Source organism: Anabaena sp. CCY 9910 (genome assembly GCF_963920875.1).
Lineage (GTDB): Bacteria > Cyanobacteriota > Cyanobacteriia > Cyanobacteriales > Nostocaceae > Trichormus > Trichormus variabilis.
This window is the reverse complement of sequence record NZ_CAWUDJ010000006.1, coordinates 70,723-88,619: the sequence shown is the minus strand read 5'-3', so window position 1 is coordinate 88,619 and position 17,897 is coordinate 70,723. Positions and strand designations below refer to the sequence as shown.

The window sequence follows — 17,897 nt, the reverse complement described above, 5'->3', positions numbered from 1 at the left end:
TGACTATAAAGCTAAAGTAGACACTACAGATATATCAGCACACTAAAAAATAGATAGTAAACTTTAATGCACTTATTAAAGAAGCAAACAAAGATTCATGATGTTAGTAATTGTCTTGAATTTTTAATTTTTACTTGTGAATTGTTAGCTAGGGTATAAGCTGGTTTAGACTATTGCGATGAAATATATTTTCCAGGTATAAAGTGTGCCGAGAATGATTCTCAAATCGAAACGCGCCTCCCTCATCCTCATGGGGATTCTGAGCTTTTATATCATTGTTAGTTCATCTGCGCCAGCTTATGCGATGCACATTATGGAAGGCTACCTACCAGCAGGGTGGGCAGCTTTTTGGTGGTTAGTAGCTTTGCCGTTTATGGTTTTAGGAGTGCGATCGCTCACCCGCATCACCAAAGCCAACCCAGAACTAAAATTATTGTTAGCATTGGCGGGGGCTTTTACTTTCGTATTATCCGCTTTGAAATTGCCCTCTGTAACGGGTAGTTGTTCTCACCCGACAGGTACAGGCTTAGGGGCTGTGCTGTTCGGGCCTTTGGCGATGTCTGTTTTGGGTAGTCTAGTATTGTTGTTTCAAGCATTGTTGCTGGCCCACGGTGGTTTAACAACCTTGGGTGCAAACGCTTTTTCAATGGCGATCGCTGGCCCATTTACCGCCTATTGGATATATCATCTGACAATCCAGTTAACTGGTAAGCAAAGAATCGCCATCTTTTTAGCAGCCACCTTAGCAGATTTGCTAACCTACATTATTACTTCCGTCCAACTAGCCTTAGCCTTTCCTGCACCAGTCGGCGGATTTATCGCCTCATTCGCCAAATTTGCTGGTATTTTTGCCATTACTCAAATCCCTCTAGCCATTAGTGAAGGATTATTGACTGTCTTGGTATGGAATTGGCTACAATCCTATTCACCGCAAGAACTCCAACTGCTGAAATTAATCCAAAGGGAACCTCAAAGCCATGAATCAATCTAAACCAGGTATCAGTAATTGGTTATTGATAGGCGGAGTCATCGCTTTAGCAATATTACCTTTAATCTTTGTACGGGGTGCAGAATTTACAGGCTCAGATGGCCAAGCTGAAAAAGTCATTAGTGAGGTGAAGCCTGGATATGAACCTTGGTTTAAACCTTTATTTGAACCACCAAGTGGTGAAGTGGAAAGTTTATTATTCAGTTCACAAGCCGCTTTAGGCGCGGGGATTATTGGTTATGCAGTTGGTTTATATAAGGGACGTTCCCAACAGCAAAGGAATAAGGAATGACCTTGCAAATAGATACCCTGGCTTATACTAATAAATTGCGGCGATTAGCACCAGAGCAGAAATTGTTGTTGGCGATCGCCTTACTCATTATCACAGCTTTTGCCCATCCACTGGTACAAATCTTAATTGCTATTTGGATGAGTATTTGGACGATATTTTACGCAGGTATTCCCGCCAAAGTTTATTTGAAGTTAATTTATGTCGCAGTTTTTTTTTGGTTAACTAGTTTACCGGCTTTGGCAATTAATGGAGTGGGAATTTCTCAGTTAAATTTAGTGCAGAATGATGCCATATATGGGTTAAATACTGGCTTTTATTATTTATATATTAGTCAGCATGGACTTGAACAAGTGTGGCAGATTTTCACACGAGCGATCGCCTCTATTTCTTGCTTATATTTCGTTATGTTAACTATCCCCTTTACAGACTTACTACAAACTTTACGGCGTTATGGATTCCCCGTACTGCTCACAGATTTATTATTATTAATGTACCGATTTATTTTCGTTTTATTAAATACAGCCTCAGACTTATGGACTGCCCAACAATCTCGTAGTGGCTACTCCACCTTTAGTCTGAGTATGAAAAGCTTATCGTTGTTGATTAGTCAATTGTTCCAACGCACCCTAGAAAAGTATCAACAAATATCCTTGAGCTTGGTATCAAGAGGCTTTAATGGGGAATTTCAAGTTTGGCATCCTTGTCGTTATCGCTTATCTAAACGCTATGCGACAGAAGCAATTATTGGATGCTTTTTATTGATAATCTTAGAATGGAATATTCACTTTACCAAGTAAATAAAATCACCACAATTTACTAACCTAGAACTTGTATTCATTAATATAAAATAACCCAAATATAAGCATTTAAACTAATGTTTACTGATTCTAAATTTAAATTCTCTCAAGTTGTAGATAATGCAGCAGTCATTACTCGCGTTTGAACAAGTATATTATACATATCCAGGCACACAACAATCAGTACTCAATGGCATCACACTACAAATTCCCCAAGGAAAAAGATGTGCCTTAATTGGCAGAAATGGTTGCGGTAAAACTACTCTATTCTCTTTAGCGAACGGTTTATATAAGCCACAGCAAGGTCGTGTGTATTGGCAGGAAAAGGCACTACAATATGACCGTAAAACCCTTATACAACTACGCCAAAAAGTTGGACTAGTCTTTCAAAATCCAGAGCAACAATTAGTAGCCTCTACTGTTGAAGAAGATATTTCTTATGGCTTATGTAATTTAGGATTACCAATAGCAGATATTCAACAACGAGTTACCCAAGCTTTAGTAGAATTTGAACTAACAGAATTAGCTGAAAGACCGGTACATCACCTGAGTTTAGGACAAAAAAAACGTGTCTCTTTAGCTGATGTCATGGTTCTAAGACCAGAATTACTCTTACTAGATGAGCCAACAGCCTATCTCGACAGACCACAAAGCCGTAACTTAATGGCCATGCTCAATAAAATTTATCAATCTGGAACCACAATACTCATGGCTAGTCATGACTTGGACTTAGTTTATTGCTGGTCAGACTGGATTTTTGTGATGGATGCAGGAAGGCTTATTTTAGAGGGAAAACCAGAAGATATTTTTTGTCAAAGGGAAATCCTTGAAAGTATAGAGTTAGGACTACCACCCATATATGAAATTTTCATCACAGAAGAACTAGCGACTAAAGGGCATAATTCAGAAAATTTCCGGCAGAGGATATTGCAGCTTTTTTGTTAACAGTCCAATTCCCAGCTTCCAGAAAAATTAGGAAACCGGATTATTAACATATTTTTTTAAATTAATATCCAATTAATCCTAATTAAATAAAATGTAATAACTTGCTAAATAAGTACAATATTTGATGATTTTTTTATTGTCAATATATCCCAAGTATCATTATAAAATCCCCCAATAGGGCATTGAAAACAAAAGAAAAATAGTGTTTTTTATTAGTTTGATGCCTGAATGAGATTATTTTTATTGTGTGAAATAACACGTTAGTTACGGGGCGAATCATGCATATTCCTGATGGATTTGTGTCTGTGCCAGTCGCAGGCGCAACGGGTTTGGTAAGTTTGGCGGGACTGTTGTTTGCTAGTGGGCGATCGCAAACAGCTTTTGGTATTCGTCGCGCCCCCATTCTCGGTTTAACGACTGCTTTTATTTTTGCTGCCCAAATGATTAATTTCCCAGTGGCGGGGGGAACCAGTGGTCACTTGCTTGGCGGTACTTTAGCCGCGATTGTTTTAGGTAGCCCCTGGGCTGGCTCATTGTGCATTGCCACAGTCTTAATTATCCAAGCCGTGCTGTTTGCTGATGGTGGGATCACAGCCTTGGGAGCCAATATTCTGAACATGGCATTCATTGGCGTTTGGGTAGGCTGGATGTTAACCCAAACTTTGCAAAGATTATTTGGCGGCTCTAAAGCACGTTTACCTTTAGCGGCTGGTATAGCGGCGGCCGTGAGTGTCGTAGTAGCAGCGATCGCCTGTGCGATTGAGTTAGTCCTTTCTGGGACTGCATCCATAGCTGTTGTACCTGCTATGACAGGTATTCATATTTTAATTGGCATTGGTGAAGGCTTAATTACGGGCGGCGTATTAACTTATCTAGCCAAAGCCAGACCAGATTTGTTACCAGGAGAACAACAAGAATTTCGCGGTTGGTTAGTACCTGTTGTTACCATAGTCTTAGTAGCTGGTGCATTGTCATTGCTCGCCTCAGCTTGGCCTGATGGCTTAGAAAGAGTGGCAGAAGACTTAGGATTTATCAAACTAGGTGAAGAAGTCAGAATATCTGTACCGACACCATTAGCAGACTATGGTATTGAGGGTTTAGGAGCAATTGGCACGAGTATCGCCGGACTTTTGGGGGCTGCGGTGTGCTTCGCTACTGCCTTTGGAATTGCCAAAGTAGTGAGACCGAAGAATGCTTAAAATGGCTTTGCCGTTACGCTTACATCTATCCTTGGTGATTGTTGTCGGGACAGCCTTACTCAAGCATCACGCCTGGTACTGGTTGAGTGCTTATGCTGCGATCGCCTTAATTTGGGTAGCAGTATTGCGTGTATCCCTACCCAAATTAGGAGGATTGGTAGGTACAGAATTAGTCTTCTTATCAGTAGTAGCATTGCCCTTGGGATGGGAAAGAGCGAGTTTTTTGCTGATTCGCTCTCTCGTATGTTTAATCGCCATGAATAGCTTTCTGTTAACCCTACCACCCCACAGTTTTGGCATCGCCCTGAAAAGTTTACCCGTACCCAGCGCATTAAAAGAAAATTTACTTTTGACTGGGCAATATTTAGAAATTTTGCTTTCAGAAGTAACACGTATGCAGCGTAGCGCCCAATTACGAGGACTAAAAGGTGCAGGTGGCTGGTTACGCTACGCTAGTTCCGCCATGATTGGCACTTTGTATATCCGTAGCTTGGAAAGAGCAGAAAGAGTCTATGCCGCAATGGTAATTCGCGGTTATAACGGTCAGTTACCCATAGATTTTACTTTTAAAGCCAAAGAACGGTTTGCCCTGATATTTGCTTGGGCGATCGCTGCTTTTTTTACCTTCACCTCCTATCTTTAATCCCCCTTCTCCCCAATTCCCCAAAATAGAGAGTAATAAATTTTGAAATCTCTGACTCCTCACCCCCACTCTTCCAGCCGTAATTCCCATCAAGCTGTTGTCCGGGTACAAAACTTGGTTTACGCTTATCCTCACCAAGAACCAGTTCTGCACAATATTTCTTTTACATTAAATGCCGGCGATCGCGTAGCGTTGATGGGTGCAACCGGTTCTGGTAAAAGTACCTTATTAGAAAACCTCATTGGCATCCAACAACCGCAATCAGGCAAAATCTGGATTAACGATATCTCCTTAGAACCCCAGACTTTACCTCAAGTAAGGCGATACATTGGCTTTGGCTTTCAAGATGCCAATGACCAATTATTTATGCCCACCATCTTAGAAGATATTACCTTTGGCCCCCTTAACTATGGTGTACCAGCCCCAATAGCACGGGATCAAGCACGGCATTTATTAGCGGATTTCGGTCTAGAAGCCTATGCTAACCGTTCAGCACACGAACTTTCTGGTGGACAAAGAAGACTTGCCGCCCTGGCTGCTATTTTGGCACTAGAGCCTGCTATTTTAATTTTAGATGAACCTACTACTGGACTTGATCCAGCATGGCGCAGACACTTAGCAAGAGTTCTATTAAATTTGCCAGTGCAAGTCATGTTAATAGCTTCCCATGAACTACATTGGCTAGGAAAAGTTACTCAACGCGCCCTAGTACTATCCAACGGACGCATTCAAGTAGACAACGAAATTCAGCCACTATTGCAAAATGGAGAAATTCTAGAGCAGTTGGGTTTGCCAATAGACTGGTGATAACAATTATGCAATGTTGACTGTTGACTATTGACTATTGACCAATGACTAAATGATTAAACTACTTGTATTAGACATAGATGGCACAATTTCGGGAGAATCGAACGCCGTCAGCCCATATGTTAAGGAAGTGATCGCCGCAGTTCAAGCCAGAGGCATTCCCGTGGCGATCGCTACCGGCAGGATGTATCGTTCGGCACTCCGCTTTCATCAAGATATTAACTCTACTTTGCCCCTAGCCGCTTATCAAGGAGCCTGGATTCAAGACCCATCTGACCAAAAAATCCATCAACATCTACCTGTAGATAGAAAGACGGCTGAACAATTATTAGATTATTTTGAACAGCCACAGTGGCGATCGCTTTTATCTATCCACTTCTACATTAATGATCAGCTCTACGTGCGCGAAGTCACCCAAGAGACTGCAACTTACGCACAACGTTCTGGTATTACCCCTATTGCGGTAGGTGATTTGCGCCAAACTTTAACTAATGCACCCACAAAAATTTTAGCCTTGTGCGATGACACAGAGGTAATCAACAACCTCTTGGGCAGTTTGCGCCTACAATACACACCAGCTGAACTTTATCTCACCACATCCGTCGCCACTTTCTTTGAAGCAACTAATCCCTTTGTCAACAAAGGCAATGCTGTGCGCTACCTAGCCGAAGAATTGCTGGGAATACAAAGCCATGAGGTTATGTGCATTGGTGATAACTTCAATGATCTGGAAATGCTGGAATACGCCGGTATTGGGATCGCTATGGGAAACGCCCCCGCAGGAGTGCAGGCGATCGCTCAATGGGTAGCCCCCACCGTCGAAGAGGATGGAGCTGCTGTCGCAATTGAGAAATTTCTACTTTCCTAAGCCTACTTGATTAATTTTTGTAAAGTGCAGAATTAATATTTCCACAGAATACAGAATGTAGAAACTAAAAATTTCTTTTGTTGTTTAGATTCTAAAAAAGTTAAATTTTGAAATAGCGCAGGGGTTATAGACAAACTCACCCAAGAGAAGCCCCTATAGATCAGAAAGAACACCGACGACTGGCCGTGTTTCGTCTCGGTGTTCTTGCTGGTTCGCTCCTCACACACCAGCTAATATATCCGACATTAGGTAATGCGTCAACACCTAGTTATAAAAGTTTTTATTGTCTCTCTGAATAACAGGATTTAGACAAAAATTACGCCCAAACACTTGCAAATCTAAAGCTCAAGAGGCGCAACACTCCCCAACTTGGTTACTAGTAAAAATCTGAATACCGTCTGAGTAGCCAAAATTAATCCCAGTCTGGCTTGAGTAACTTCTGGCAAAGTAGTTTTGACTTCCCCCCAAATACGGCACTGGCTCCAAAAAGTGCCAAAAGCTTGGCTTAAATCTGACCCTAATTTTTCCCAGTTCATAACCTTATCATCATGAGGAAATATCAAACTATCTACTACTTGTATTAACTCAGAAATTAAACAGCTTTCTGCTGGGTGATTGAGGCGAATTTTTGCATCACCATTCAACCAAGGTATTTGCATCGTTGATGCTAAACTACCCAGCGCCAGCTCTTGCCAGTTATCTGGTAATGGTTCCCTAAATAGAATTAATCCTCCACGTTGAGCCAGTAATATTAACGAACAACAACGTGCATGAGCATACTGCATTGCAAACAAACGAGAAGGGTGAATAGTGACAAATCTCTCATTTTCCTTTTTGTCCCTATCATCTCCTAAACCCCCCAGTGAAAGATTTTGCAACCAAGCTGCTAACAAGGAGTCAGCCAATTCTAGATGAATCCAACCTGGATCAACAATCCGCACCAATAAGTTTTCTTTACATATATCTAATAATTGGGAAGTAATAACACTGGCTATCTCCATTGGATCTCGATTATGAGATTTTGCCAGTCGCAGAGCTACTCCGCAAATATATAAAATTCGTTGGCTATCTCTACCTTTATATAGAGGAATTTCCGCTTTTATTGTGCTTTGCTGTTCCTGATGAGAGTTAAAGCTATCCACAACTACCAGTAAGTAGCTGTATAGTAACTGTCTAATTGCCGTATTTTTACTTACTAGTAGAGGATGATACACTTAGTTTTTATGAGAGGCTAAGTTTCATAAAATACCTGATAAGTTGTCATCTGCCATAGGGTAGAATATTATTTCTGTCGAAGAAAAATGAGAATAGCATAAAATTTGATAAATATTCGATGAATAATATGTAAACTTTACTACCATCATTGTACAGTAGGAAGTATAACAAAATAGTAGAGCGCAAATAGCCCTCTGCTTTTTGGATGGCTGACGCTGTTAGGCGTTAAGCCTACCTCAAAAAACACAAAGACACTCCTTGCACCTTTTTATTACGTCTTTGTCTTCAGCCGAACGCTCTTTGTTACCTATGCAATCTCCATCCTCCTTTTCTGAGGCATCACGCCCTTTTTTGACTTGGCAACGCATTCTTGACTGGGCTCAAGAACACTATCGCTGCCGTACCTTTAGCAAAGATGAGCGCATTCCAGCAAGACCTGGGTTGCTTTATTTAGTGCAGAGAGGTGCGATCCGCATGGTAGGAACCGCCCAGGTTAGTGCTACTGCAAGTCAATTGACTTCTCGACGGATCAACAGAACCCCAGAAGAAGCTTTCTTGGGATTTGTGGGCGCGGGACAGCCGTTTGAAATTGTGGCTCAGTCTCCATTCACACTCCAGTCCTACGCTCACGTTGATCAAACCGCCGTACTGTGGATGTATTGGCACGATCTAGACAACTGGCCTCACTTCCGTCGTGAAGTGATGGATGCTTTCAGATACCAACACCAGCGTAAGTTGCTGTGGCTTAGTGCCTTGGGACAACGGCGTACAATTGACAGACTCTTAGGATTCCTCACCCTACTGATTGAGGAATATGGAGAACCAGCCATGAGCGAAACTGATCCCGATGTCATTCGTGGTTATTGTCTGCCTTTCCCCCTTACCCATGCTCAAATTGGTAGTGCCATTGGTTCAACTCGTGTAACCGTTACTCGTTTAATGGGTAAGTTACGTCAGCGTGGCTTAATCCTTACTCAAGGGGATAACTTGATTTGTTTGCCAGCAGAGTCAATCAACAGAGCTAGCTAAAGCTTAATTGACTGTTTATAGGGCATCTACGGTTGGGAACTACCACTCTGCCAACCAGCAATAGCAGATTTTGGTACATTTTAACGGTCAAGCTCCGCTTATCAGTTCCTACCCCCGATCAGTCAGCAGTAAGTCGTCGCCAGCAACACTCGCTTACTGCTCAGTCTTATCAATCTGTTTGACCACCACAAACAGATTGTGTAATCGGGCAAGTTTTTGTTTAAAAGCTTAAATGTTGATTTTTTATCTATTAGGACAGAGACATTTAGGGAATAAGATGATTCCTCAGTATTAAGTAATTGATCTCCCTTGGGTTGGCAGCAAAAGTCACGGGCAAGGTCAACCTCGAAAAACTCATCTAAGGGATATGTGATTTCTATCACTTTAATTACTTATTATCTCACTGGCTCGAAGTCAAATTCAGTGTGAGAGTAGCAAGCAATAACTAATTTAACAAGCTGAAATAGAAAATTGCGATCGCTGGATCCCCTAAACTAATTACACCAGATAGCTAAGGAGAGGGCTTGTTGGACTCCAGAACGTGGGTATTGCGTTCTATGGGAGTGATCAGCGCCACTTAGCATATTCATGTCCCTACCTTAAGTCATACCCTGGGGGTTCGCTGTCAGGTATTGTCGTAGAGTAGACTAGCGCCAACAAGGAAAAATCCCGTAGCGCTAGCATTTCTGTTGAGGAGAAGATTACTTTGGTTCACTCATGACCAAATGTTAGCCATCATCGGAAGTATTGGGGATGGCTGCATCTAGTACATTTACCACTAGTTTTTTTTGCACCAGTTTTAACACATCTTGATTCCAGTCAGGAGTGGCGAACTGCGGTAATATCTCTTGGCTAAAAGCTTCTGCTGCTTTGGATCTGTAACGATTAGGATTGAAAATTAGCCACAGTGTCCGTTTGATGACTACGCCATCAATGGGTGTGCAGTGGAGTACACCCATCTGTAATTCTTTAGCGATCGCACTAGTGGAAACAAAAGCTGCACCTAAACCCGACTGTACAGCATTTTTAATCGCCTCAATGGAATTTAACTCCATTTCAATCTTAAACCGCCTAGTGTCAATCTCACTGCGAGATAGGACTTGATCGATAACTTTGCGTATTGTTGATTGAGAATCTAAAGTAATGAATTGTAGTTTGTATAAATCTTCTTTTTGAATTGTTTCCTGTTTGGTGAAGGGGTGAAACACTGGGAGAATAAGGGCCAGTTCATCTTCGGCATAGGGAATAATTTCCAAAGATTCCGTCAGTTCCCCAGGAATTTCCCCCCCGATAATTGCCAAATCCACTTGCCCGTTAGCCACACTCCAAGCTGTGCGCCGAGTCGAATGGACGTGCAGTTGTACTGCCACATCAGGGTACTTCTGCCGGAACATCCCAATCATTTTCGGCAGCAGGTATGTTCCAGTAGTTTGAGAAGCACCAACAATTAAAGTACCTCCTTGGAGATTTTGTAAATCCTCAATAGCGCGGCAAGTTTCTTGGCACAAACTGAGGATTTTTTCACCGTAATTCAATAGTAGATGTCCTGCTTCGGTTAATTGTGCGCGACGGCCGCCACGGTCAAATAAAGGGACATCCAACTGCCGTTCTAAATTCTGCACTTGCAAACTCACGGCAGGTTGGGAGACATAAAGACTATCAGCGGCGCGTTTGAAGCTCCCTTCTACGGCGATCGCTTTGAGAATGCGTAACTGATCTAAAGTGAAAGGAAGGTCAGACATAAGGCTCAACCCACGAACTTTGAAAGGAGCAACGTTAGCAATAAATCATGTTTTATAGCTTTGCAACTATTAGTACACGACGGCGTGAATAAAATACTCAATTCTAAATCAGGGAAAGCTTAAAATATAAGCTTTTTGAATTTTGTAAAAATTGGGCGAGACGGAAACCGACACCGGCCAACCTTCCCAGAGGAATTTTGAATTTTAAATTCTGCGTAGCGCTACTGAGCATGATTTATTGCATCTTATAACTTGGAGGCGGGAATAGAAAAAGACAGTACCACAACAATCTTGTTGAAGTCTCCTGTTGAATACTTTGTGGTATTGGTTGTATGGAATTAACTTTTCTTTAAATTACTTCACCTGTATCTATGATGCTGAATCCTTGGTTGACTCCGAGTCATTTTGTCGTGCTGGGGTTACAATTAGCTTTTGCGATCGCCCACAGTGGCGGCGCTGCGTTACGACCTTGGGCAGAAAAGTACATTGGGCCAAGGCTTTATCGCATTTTTTTTGCATTAGTCAGTCTACCGTTGGCTGTCATATTGATTATTTACTTCTTTAATCACCGTTACGACGGGTTGCAACTTTGGCAGATACAGAGTGTACCAGGAGTACAGGCTGTAGTTTGGGTATTATCAGCTATTTCATTTTTGTTTTTGTATCCTGCCACCTTCAATCTACTAGAAATTGCGGCTATTCAAAAGCCCCAAGTACACTTGTATGAAACAGGAATTATTCGGATTACCCGTCATCCCCAAATGGTAGGACAGGTAATTTGGTGTATTGCCCATACTCTATGGTTAGGTACAAGCTTTACCCTTGTGACTTCTTTTGGGCTGATTTTGCACCATTTATTTGGAGTTTGGCATGGCGATCGCCGTTTGAGCAAGCGCTACGGCGAGGCTTTTGAAATTGTGAAACAGCGCACCTCAATCATTCCCTTTGCCGCAATTATTGATGGTCGTCAATCTATCAAGTGGGAAGAATTTATCCGCCCTGCATATTTAGGAGTTGGTATTTTTGTCGCTTTACTTTGGTGGGCGCACCCCCTGTTGTTTGTAGCAACTAGTAGGTTAAACTGGTAGTTTCACATGATCCCCACTATCAGAAGAAAATACTAACTCAGGGAAAATTTCCACTTATCAATTGCTACCAAATCAATGTAGGATAAATTGAAACAGCTGTTAGTGGGGGTCTGTTGATCCGTTTTGCAATTTTTATAGTGGCACATTGCCGAGCAATCAAATCTCTTGGAGAGTATCCGGCAAAGTAGCCAAAATACTCTTTCCAGTAGAAGCGATCGGCATGACCAAAGCTTAAAATTGGTTTTTAGAATCTGCTGGCTTTTTTACCGCAGTCAAAGGCGGTATTGAAATATAGCTGCTATAAAACATTAACTAGCTTGCTAACTTCTTCTGCTGATAGCTAGTTTGATAGTAAAACCCTATAACTCTAGAGGCGTCATGGTGTTGTCGGTTAGTGAGCGGACATTTACTCAAGAAGTTTTAGAATCTCCGGTTCCGGTTTTAGTAAATTTTGAAGCACCCTGGTGTGGGTTGTGTCGCATTATCCACCCTTTGTTATTACAATTTCAATCTCAATGCGGCGAACAAATTAAACTAGTTGGGGTGAACGCTGACGAGAATTTCAAACTTTCTAACACTTATCGTTTAAAGTCTTTGCCCACGTTACTTTTGATTGAAAATGGGAGCATTCGCCATCGTCTAGAAGGGTTTCGCGGCAGAGATGACTTACGATTGGCGTTGGAAGAAATCAGACTCAGTTATACCAACCGCCCTAAAGCCTACAGTAGCTCTAAAACGGCAGACTTAGAATGTCGGACAGCGTGATAAGAAATTGGGTGTTAAGTCTTGGGTATTGGGTCAAATTTTCCCCAATTCCCAATCTCCAGTCCCCAAATCTAAAACCATGCTTAATACCCCACTCAATTGTTATTGGGTGGGGTATTTTATCCTCAAGGGTGTGTGTCACAATTATTAACAGTTCCGACAATTTAGTCAAGAATCCTAAAAGTACACGTCAGTGATGGAAGTAATCTATCAATATGCCTGGCTAATCCCAGTATTGCCTCTGTTGGGAGCAATGTTGGTCGGTCTTGGCTTAATTTCGTTCAATCAAACGACAAATCGCCTGCGGCAGCTAAACGCTGTGTTGATCATTTCCCTCATGGGCGCGGCCCTGGGTCTGTCGTCGGCCTTGCTGTGGAGTCAACTCCAAGGACACCCAACTTATCTCCGAACCCTAGAATGGGCGGCAGCAGGCAATTTTCACCTGACTATGGGCTACACTATCGACAATCTCACATCCCTGATGTTGGTGATTGTAACATCGGTAGCTGTGCTGGTCATGGTTTACACTGATGGTTACATGGCTCATGACCCAGGCTACGTTAGGTTTTATGCCTATCTCAGCCTGTTCGGCTCCTCAATGTTGGGTCTAGTAGTCAGTCCTAACCTAGTCCAGATTTATATTTTTTGGGAACTAGTGGGGATGTGTTCTTACTTGCTGGTTGGCTTCTGGTACGATCGCAAATCAGCAGCAGATGCAGCCCAAAAAGCGTTTGTCACCAACCGTGTAGGTGACTTTGGTCTACTGCTGGGTATTCTGGGGCTATTTTGGGCAACAGGCAGCTTCGAGTTTAACGTGATGGGCGATCGCCTAGCCGAACTCGTCCAAACAGGTTCTATCAGCAATTTCCTGGCTGTACTGTTTGCAATTTTAGTCTTCCTCGGCCCAGTTGCTAAATCTGCCCAATTCCCCCTCCATGTCTGGCTACCAGACGCGATGGAAGGCCCCACCCCCATTTCTGCCTTAATCCACGCGGCAACGATGGTGGCAGCTGGTGTATTCCTCGTGGCGCGGATGTACCCCGTTTTTGAACACGTTCCCGCAGCGATGAACGTGATTGCCTTTACTGGGGCATTTACAGCATTTTTGGGCGCTACCATTGCCATTACCCAAAACGACATCAAAAAGGGCTTGGCTTACTCCACTATCTCCCAATTGGGTTACATGGTGATGGCGATGGGCGTAGGGGCTTACAGTGCGGGATTATTCCACCTAATGACCCACGCTTATTTCAAAGCGATGTTGTTCTTGGGTTCTGGTTCTGTCATTCATGGCATGGAAGCTGTTGTTGGTCATGACCCGGCTTTAGCACAGGATATGCGCTTAATGGGTGGCCTGCGGAAATATATGCCTGCTACTGGCTTGACATTTTTGATTGGTTGTTTGGCAATTTCCGGTATCCCTCCCTTTGCTGGCTTCTGGTCAAAAGATGAAATTCTCGGTGCTGCTTATGCTGCTAACCCGTTACTGTGGTTTATTGGCTGGATGACTGCCGGGATTACCGCTTTTTATATGTTTAGAATGTATTTCTCGACATTTGAGGGCAAATTCCGGGGTAATGACGAAAAAATCAAGGATAAACTTCTCAAAGCTAAAACAATCCTTCTAGAACTAGAGTCAGCAGAACCCGCACCTGTTTTTGGCCCTGGGGCAATGAAAAAAGGAGAATTAGCTGCAACTGGTGGTCATCATGATGGTCACGGTCATCACAGTAGTTCTCCCCATGAGTCGCCTTGGACAATGACTCTGCCATTGCTGATTTTGGCTATACCTTCAATGTTGATTGGTTTGGTAGGTACACCCTACAACAATTACTTTGAACGGTTTATTTTTTCGCCCACAGAAAGCTTGGCTGAAGTACTAGAAAAAGCGGCTGAATTTGATCCTAATGAGTTTTACATCATGGCTGGTGGTTCAGTCGGTGTTTCCTTGATTGGGATTACCTTGGCTTCGCTGATGTATTTGCAGCGTAAAATCGACCCGGCGGCGATCGCTGCTAAAATCAAGCCACTCTACGAACTATCACTTAATAAATGGTATTTCGATGACATTTACCACCGTGTATTTGTGCTTGGTTTGCGTCGCCTCGCTAGACAAGTTATGGAAGTTGACTTCCGGGTTGTTGATGGTGCTGTAAACTTGACAGGCTTTTTCACCTTGGTTAGTGGCGAAGGTCTAAAATATCTCGAAAACGGTCGAGTTCAATTCTATGCCCTCATCGTATTCGGGGCTGTTTTGGGCTTAGTTATCGTTTTCGGTGTCACCTAACTTTTGTGCTGAGTTAAAGCTGAACTATGTTTTTACTCAGCACCCTGGTGCTAAAAACTAAACTTCTGCTAACTAAACGGTTAATGATTGGGCAAGAAGTATATTGTATGGGGATGAAGGACCGGGTATAGCTTAACCCGCCTTCATCTTTCTTTATGTTGTTTAAATCAACCTAACAATCAATGCCAAATCGTCAAAAAGCTGCTAGTTAATAAGCTAGTGGCTTATTGGCAAACATGAATTTAATAGCAGAAGAATTGTGATGAATACAGCTAATTTTCCGTGGCTGACGACGATTATTTTACTACCGATAGCCGCGTCACTACTGATTCCCATCATTCCCGATAAAGACGGCAAAACCATCCGTTGGTATGCCCTCATCGTAGGGTTGATTGATTTTGCCCTGATTGTTTACGCGTTTTATACCAGTTACGACTTCGCCAATCCCGATTTACAGTTGGTGGAGAGTTACCCTTGGGTACCGCAACTGGATTTGAACTGGTCTGTGGGCGCAGACGGCTTGTCTATGCCCCTGATTATTTTGACTGGATTCATCACCACCCTAGCCACCTTAGCAGCCTGGCCTGTGACCTTAAAGCCCAGGCTATTTTACTTTTTGCTCCTGGCTATGTATGGCGGTCAAATCGCCGTATTTGCCGTTCAGGATCTCCTACTGTTTTTCCTGGTGTGGGAGTTGGAGTTAATCCCCGTTTACTTGCTGCTGGCAATTTGGGGAGGTAAAAAGCGGCAGTACGCAGCCACCAAGTTTATTTTGTACACGGCTGGTGGTTCGCTGTTTATTTTATTAGCCGCTTTGACAATGGCCTTTTATGGCGATAATGTCACCTTTGATATGCGATCGCTCGCCCTCAAAGATTACGCCTTAAATTTCCAATTGTTGCTATATGCTGGCTTCCTGATTGCCTACGCCATCAAATTACCCATCATTCCCCTACATACTTGGTTGCCAGATGCCCACGGCGAAGCTACAGCCCCCGCGCATATGTTACTGGCAGGTATTCTGCTGAAAATGGGTGGTTATGCCCTGATTCGGATGAACGCTGGCATTTTACCCGATGCCCATGCTTATTTCGCACCTGTGCTGGTTGTCTTGGGGGTAGTTAACATCATCTACGCTGCCCTCACATCCTTTGCCCAGCGTAACCTCAAGCGCAAGATTGCCTACTCCTCAATTTCCCACATGGGTTTTGTGATTATCGGGTTTGCCTCCTTTACCGATTTGGGTTTGAGTGGAGCAGTGTTACAAATGGTTTCCCACGGTTTAATCGGGGCGAGTTTATTCTTCCTCGTCGGTGCAACTTATGACCGGACACACACCCTGATGTTAGATGAGATGGGCGGTGTCGGTAAGCGGATGCCCAAGATTTTCGCTATGTTCACCGCTTGTTCGATGGCATCTTTAGCATTGCCCGGAATGAGTGGTTTCGTGGCAGAGTTAATGGTATTCGTCGGCTTTGCTACCAGCGATGCTTATAGCTCTACATTTAAGGTCATCGTGGTATTTCTCATGGCAGTTGGGGTGATTTTAACTCCAATTTATCTTCTGTCAATGCTGCGGGAAATTTTCTACGGTAAAGAAAACGAAGAATTAGTTTCTCATCAGCAACTCATAGATGCTGAACCCCGCGAAGTATTTGTCATTGCTTGTCTACTAGTGCCAATTATTGGTATTGGTTTCTATCCCAAGCTACTAACTCAGATGTACGACGCTACAACTGTACAGCTGACAGCAAGATTACGTGATTCTGTACCCACTTTGGCACAGGAAAAACCAGAAGCACCAAAAGTTTCCTTAAGTGCGCCAGTAATTGGTAATTAACTGGTGCTTCATCATTTCTACTTATATTCTTGAAGGAGCGGGTTGTGTACCTGCTCTTTTTTTACCACGCAAGGAAGTATTGTTGTAGACATTACTGTTGATAAATAATTTAAATTTATTAACACACTTGAGTGCCGAAGCTAACTCTAAAATCTCTATAGGAATCCGATTCGATTTCTGTTGGCGTAGCCTGCACTTGCACATAAAATTTTCAGTATCTGTAAAGTGGGCAATACCCACCGGCTCATGGTTTTGGTGGGCATTACCCAACGCCACTTGCGCTAAGCCGGGAAACCCGTAAGGGCGCAGTGGCTCCCATACGTATATTTCAAAAATCAAGTATTAGTCCCATATCACAAAGACAATTAGAAAATAAATCAATTTGTTTTTGATAATCAATCCTATAGAAAATTAGGAATAGGTAATGCGACTTATGTTAAACTACAACCCGTTACACTGTTTACCATCGTCTGAAGAGTTACCCGATTCTGATGATACGCCTGTGGATAATGAACTACAAGATTTAATTCCTAGCTTGTTAAAGTCAACACTAGCTTTAGTGTGGTCAGATCGTTGGGATTGGTACTTTGGTGTAAATATGGGCATATACTATGACCCTAAAAAATCCGCCATTGTACCAGATGGTTTTCTCAGCATAGAGGTTAAGCGTTTTATTGATGGGGACTTACGCCTGAGTTATGTATTGTGGGAAGAACAAAAGCTACCTGTTTTAGTGGTGGAGGTTGCTTCCCCCAAGCATTTAGGAGAATATAGCAGCAAAAAAGAACTCTATGCAAAAGAATTAGGAATTTTGTACTACGTTGTGTACAACCCTTTTCGACGCAAGAAATCTCCTCTGGAAGTGTATCGGTTAGAAGATGGGGAATATATCCTCATGTCAGGAGATCCAATTTGGCTACCAGAAATTGGTTTAGGAATTGGAAGAGAACGTGGCATTTATCAAGGTATAGCGCGGGAGTGGTTGTATTGGTATAACGAAAAAGGGGAAAGGTTGCTTACCCCAGAGGAACGTATTTGGGATGCAGAACAAAGGGCAAATTTTGAAGCACAGCGACGTTTAGAAGCAGAAGAACAAGTCCATATTTTGACAGAAAGATTAAAAACTTTGGGTTTTGAGCCAGAAACAATGGCTGGAAATTAAAAAAACTGTAAATGGATTGTTTTCGGTTATGACCTTTTGTCGTTAGTAGAACATCGCATTTAATAATTTCATGGTCAAATGCTTCAAGTAAGCCTATACTCACGCATCAGGTTTTATCTATGCGTGAGTTTTAATTTGACCATAATCTACTTCGATTAAGTTGGCTAACGCAATATATTTCATGTTAATTGATTTGATAAGTGGGGAACTATATAAATAACAAGATCAGC

General features: G+C 42.6%; 17 protein-coding genes. 14 read left to right on the top strand and 3 right to left on the bottom strand.

Going from position 1 to position 17,897, the window contains the following annotated elements; translation table 11 throughout:
• Window positions 1-250: 250 nt before the first annotated feature.
• The 8 genes from ACM5QX_RS07355 (at window position 251) to ACM5QX_RS07320 (ending at window position 6,539) form a co-directional block, all read left to right on the top strand.
• The gene (locus ACM5QX_RS07355) at window positions 251-991 is read left to right on the top strand and encodes an energy-coupling factor ABC transporter permease (RefSeq protein ID WP_414753099.1); all 741 of its coding nucleotides are present in this window, start codon (window positions 251-253) and stop codon (window positions 989-991) included.
• Window positions 978-1,280, top strand: coding sequence for an energy-coupling factor ABC transporter substrate-binding protein (locus ACM5QX_RS07350; RefSeq protein WP_414753024.1), 303 nt, complete (start codon window positions 978-980; stop codon window positions 1,278-1,280). Before ACM5QX_RS07355 ends, ACM5QX_RS07350 begins: the two co-directional genes overlap by 14 nt.
• On the top strand, window positions 1,277-2,077 hold the full coding sequence (gene cbiQ / locus ACM5QX_RS07345; protein WP_414753022.1) for a cobalt ECF transporter T component CbiQ: 801 nt from the start codon (window positions 1,277-1,279) through the stop codon (window positions 2,075-2,077). Before ACM5QX_RS07350 ends, cbiQ begins: the two co-directional genes overlap by 4 nt.
• Before the next feature lie 120 nt (window positions 2,078-2,197).
• Window positions 2,198-3,022: an energy-coupling factor ABC transporter ATP-binding protein gene (locus tag ACM5QX_RS07340; protein ID WP_414753020.1), complete on the top strand. Its 825-nt coding sequence runs from the start codon at window positions 2,198-2,200 to the stop codon at window positions 3,020-3,022.
• 278 nt (window positions 3,023-3,300) lie between these two features.
• Window positions 3,301-4,221 carry an energy-coupling factor ABC transporter permease gene (locus tag ACM5QX_RS07335; protein ID WP_414753019.1) on the top strand — a complete coding sequence of 307 codons (921 nt, stop codon included), beginning with the start codon at window positions 3,301-3,303 and terminating at the stop codon, window positions 4,219-4,221.
• Window positions 4,214-4,864, top strand: a complete 651-nt coding sequence (locus ACM5QX_RS07330; RefSeq protein WP_011318558.1) for an energy-coupling factor transporter transmembrane component T family protein — start codon at window positions 4,214-4,216, stop codon at window positions 4,862-4,864. Before ACM5QX_RS07335 ends, ACM5QX_RS07330 begins: the two co-directional genes overlap by 8 nt.
• A gap of 42 nt (window positions 4,865-4,906) precedes the next feature.
• The gene (locus tag ACM5QX_RS07325; RefSeq protein WP_414753018.1) at window positions 4,907-5,671 is read left to right on the top strand and encodes an energy-coupling factor ABC transporter ATP-binding protein; all 765 of its coding nucleotides are present in this window, start codon (window positions 4,907-4,909) and stop codon (window positions 5,669-5,671) included.
• Window positions 5,672-5,723: 52 nt separating this feature from the next.
• A complete protein-coding gene (locus ACM5QX_RS07320) occupies window positions 5,724-6,539 on the top strand; it encodes a Cof-type HAD-IIB family hydrolase (RefSeq protein ID WP_414753017.1) in 816 nt (271 codons plus the stop codon).
• Between the two features lie 338 nt (window positions 6,540-6,877).
• Here the strand turns inward: ACM5QX_RS07320 and ACM5QX_RS07315 are convergent, their stop codons facing one another.
• Window positions 6,878-7,753 carry a glutamate acetyltransferase gene (locus tag ACM5QX_RS07315; RefSeq protein WP_414753016.1) on the bottom strand — a complete coding sequence of 292 codons (876 nt, stop codon included), beginning with the start codon at window positions 7,751-7,753 and terminating at the stop codon, window positions 6,878-6,880.
• A gap of 310 nt (window positions 7,754-8,063) precedes the next feature.
• Here ACM5QX_RS07315 and ACM5QX_RS07310 point away from each other — a divergent pair, with 310 nt between their 5' ends.
• A complete protein-coding gene (locus tag ACM5QX_RS07310; protein ID WP_011318554.1) occupies window positions 8,064-8,783 on the top strand; it encodes a Crp/Fnr family transcriptional regulator in 720 nt (239 codons plus the stop codon).
• A gap of 728 nt (window positions 8,784-9,511) precedes the next feature.
• On the opposite strand, the gene ACM5QX_RS07305 is transcribed toward ACM5QX_RS07310, so the two are convergent.
• Window positions 9,512-10,525 (bottom strand): LysR family transcriptional regulator, encoded by a 1,014-nt coding sequence (locus ACM5QX_RS07305; protein ID WP_011318553.1) that lies wholly within the window; start codon window positions 10,523-10,525, stop codon window positions 9,512-9,514.
• 371 nt (window positions 10,526-10,896) lie between these two features.
• On the opposite strand from ACM5QX_RS07305, the gene ACM5QX_RS07300 reads away from it, so the two are divergent.
• The 4 genes from ACM5QX_RS07300 to ndhD1 all read left to right on the top strand — a co-directional run bounded on the left by ACM5QX_RS07300 (window position 10,897) and on the right by ndhD1 (window position 16,505).
• Window positions 10,897-11,613: an NnrU family protein gene (locus ACM5QX_RS07300; protein WP_414753015.1), complete on the top strand. Its 717-nt coding sequence runs from the start codon at window positions 10,897-10,899 to the stop codon at window positions 11,611-11,613.
• Window positions 11,614-11,991: 378 nt separating this feature from the next.
• Window positions 11,992-12,378, top strand: a complete 387-nt coding sequence (locus tag ACM5QX_RS07295; protein ID WP_414753014.1) for a thioredoxin family protein — start codon at window positions 11,992-11,994, stop codon at window positions 12,376-12,378.
• Window positions 12,379-12,574: 196 nt separating this feature from the next.
• Window positions 12,575-14,665 (top strand): NAD(P)H-quinone oxidoreductase subunit 5, encoded by a 2,091-nt coding sequence (locus ACM5QX_RS07290; RefSeq protein WP_414753012.1) that lies wholly within the window; start codon window positions 12,575-12,577, stop codon window positions 14,663-14,665.
• Between the two features lie 262 nt (window positions 14,666-14,927).
• The gene (gene ndhD1 / locus ACM5QX_RS07285) at window positions 14,928-16,505 is read left to right on the top strand and encodes a photosynthetic/respiratory NAD(P)H-quinone oxidoreductase subunit D1 (RefSeq protein ID WP_011318549.1); all 1,578 of its coding nucleotides are present in this window, start codon (window positions 14,928-14,930) and stop codon (window positions 16,503-16,505) included.
• A gap of 21 nt (window positions 16,506-16,526) precedes the next feature.
• Here ndhD1 and ACM5QX_RS07280 read toward each other — a convergent pair whose 3' ends face one another.
• The gene (locus ACM5QX_RS07280; protein WP_414753011.1) at window positions 16,527-16,844 is read right to left on the bottom strand and encodes a hypothetical protein; all 318 of its coding nucleotides are present in this window, start codon (window positions 16,842-16,844) and stop codon (window positions 16,527-16,529) included.
• Window positions 16,845-16,938: 94 nt separating this feature from the next.
• Between ACM5QX_RS07280 and ACM5QX_RS07275 the strand changes: the two genes are divergently transcribed.
• Window positions 16,939-17,667 (top strand): Uma2 family endonuclease, encoded by a 729-nt coding sequence (locus ACM5QX_RS07275; RefSeq protein WP_414753098.1) that lies wholly within the window; start codon window positions 16,939-16,941, stop codon window positions 17,665-17,667.
• Window positions 17,668-17,897 lie beyond the last annotated feature (230 nt).

What these genes read in the sequence shown, in the direction of transcription:
- ACM5QX_RS07295 (WP_414753014.1), top strand. Translation starts at nt 11,992, where the DNA reads ATGGTGTTGTCGGTTAGTGAGCGGACATTTACTCAAGAAGTTTTAGAA.
- ACM5QX_RS07310 (WP_011318554.1), top strand. Translation starts at nt 8,064, where the DNA reads ATGCAATCTCCATCCTCCTTTTCTGAGGCATCACGCCCTTTTTTGACT.
- ACM5QX_RS07320 (WP_414753017.1), top strand. Translation starts at nt 5,724, where the DNA reads ATGATTAAACTACTTGTATTAGACATAGATGGCACAATTTCGGGAGAA.
- ACM5QX_RS07305 (WP_011318553.1), bottom strand. Translation starts at nt 10,525, where the DNA reads ATGTCTGACCTTCCTTTCACTTTAGATCAGTTACGCATTCTCAAAGCG.
- ndhD1 (WP_011318549.1), top strand. Translation starts at nt 14,928, where the DNA reads ATGAATACAGCTAATTTTCCGTGGCTGACGACGATTATTTTACTACCG.
- ACM5QX_RS07335 (WP_414753019.1), top strand. Translation starts at nt 3,301, where the DNA reads ATGCATATTCCTGATGGATTTGTGTCTGTGCCAGTCGCAGGCGCAACG.
- ACM5QX_RS07300 (WP_414753015.1), top strand. Translation starts at nt 10,897, where the DNA reads ATGATGCTGAATCCTTGGTTGACTCCGAGTCATTTTGTCGTGCTGGGG.
- ACM5QX_RS07275 (WP_414753098.1), top strand. Translation starts at nt 16,939, where the DNA reads ATGTTAAACTACAACCCGTTACACTGTTTACCATCGTCTGAAGAGTTA.
- ACM5QX_RS07355 (WP_414753099.1), top strand. Translation starts at nt 251, where the DNA reads ATGGGGATTCTGAGCTTTTATATCATTGTTAGTTCATCTGCGCCAGCT.
- ACM5QX_RS07290 (WP_414753012.1), top strand. Translation starts at nt 12,575, where the DNA reads ATGGAAGTAATCTATCAATATGCCTGGCTAATCCCAGTATTGCCTCTG.
- ACM5QX_RS07330 (WP_011318558.1), top strand. Translation starts at nt 4,214, where the DNA reads ATGCTTAAAATGGCTTTGCCGTTACGCTTACATCTATCCTTGGTGATT.
- ACM5QX_RS07340 (WP_414753020.1), top strand. Translation starts at nt 2,198, where the DNA reads ATGCAGCAGTCATTACTCGCGTTTGAACAAGTATATTATACATATCCA.
- cbiQ (WP_414753022.1), top strand. Translation starts at nt 1,277, where the DNA reads ATGACCTTGCAAATAGATACCCTGGCTTATACTAATAAATTGCGGCGA.
- ACM5QX_RS07350 (WP_414753024.1), top strand. Translation starts at nt 978, where the DNA reads ATGAATCAATCTAAACCAGGTATCAGTAATTGGTTATTGATAGGCGGA.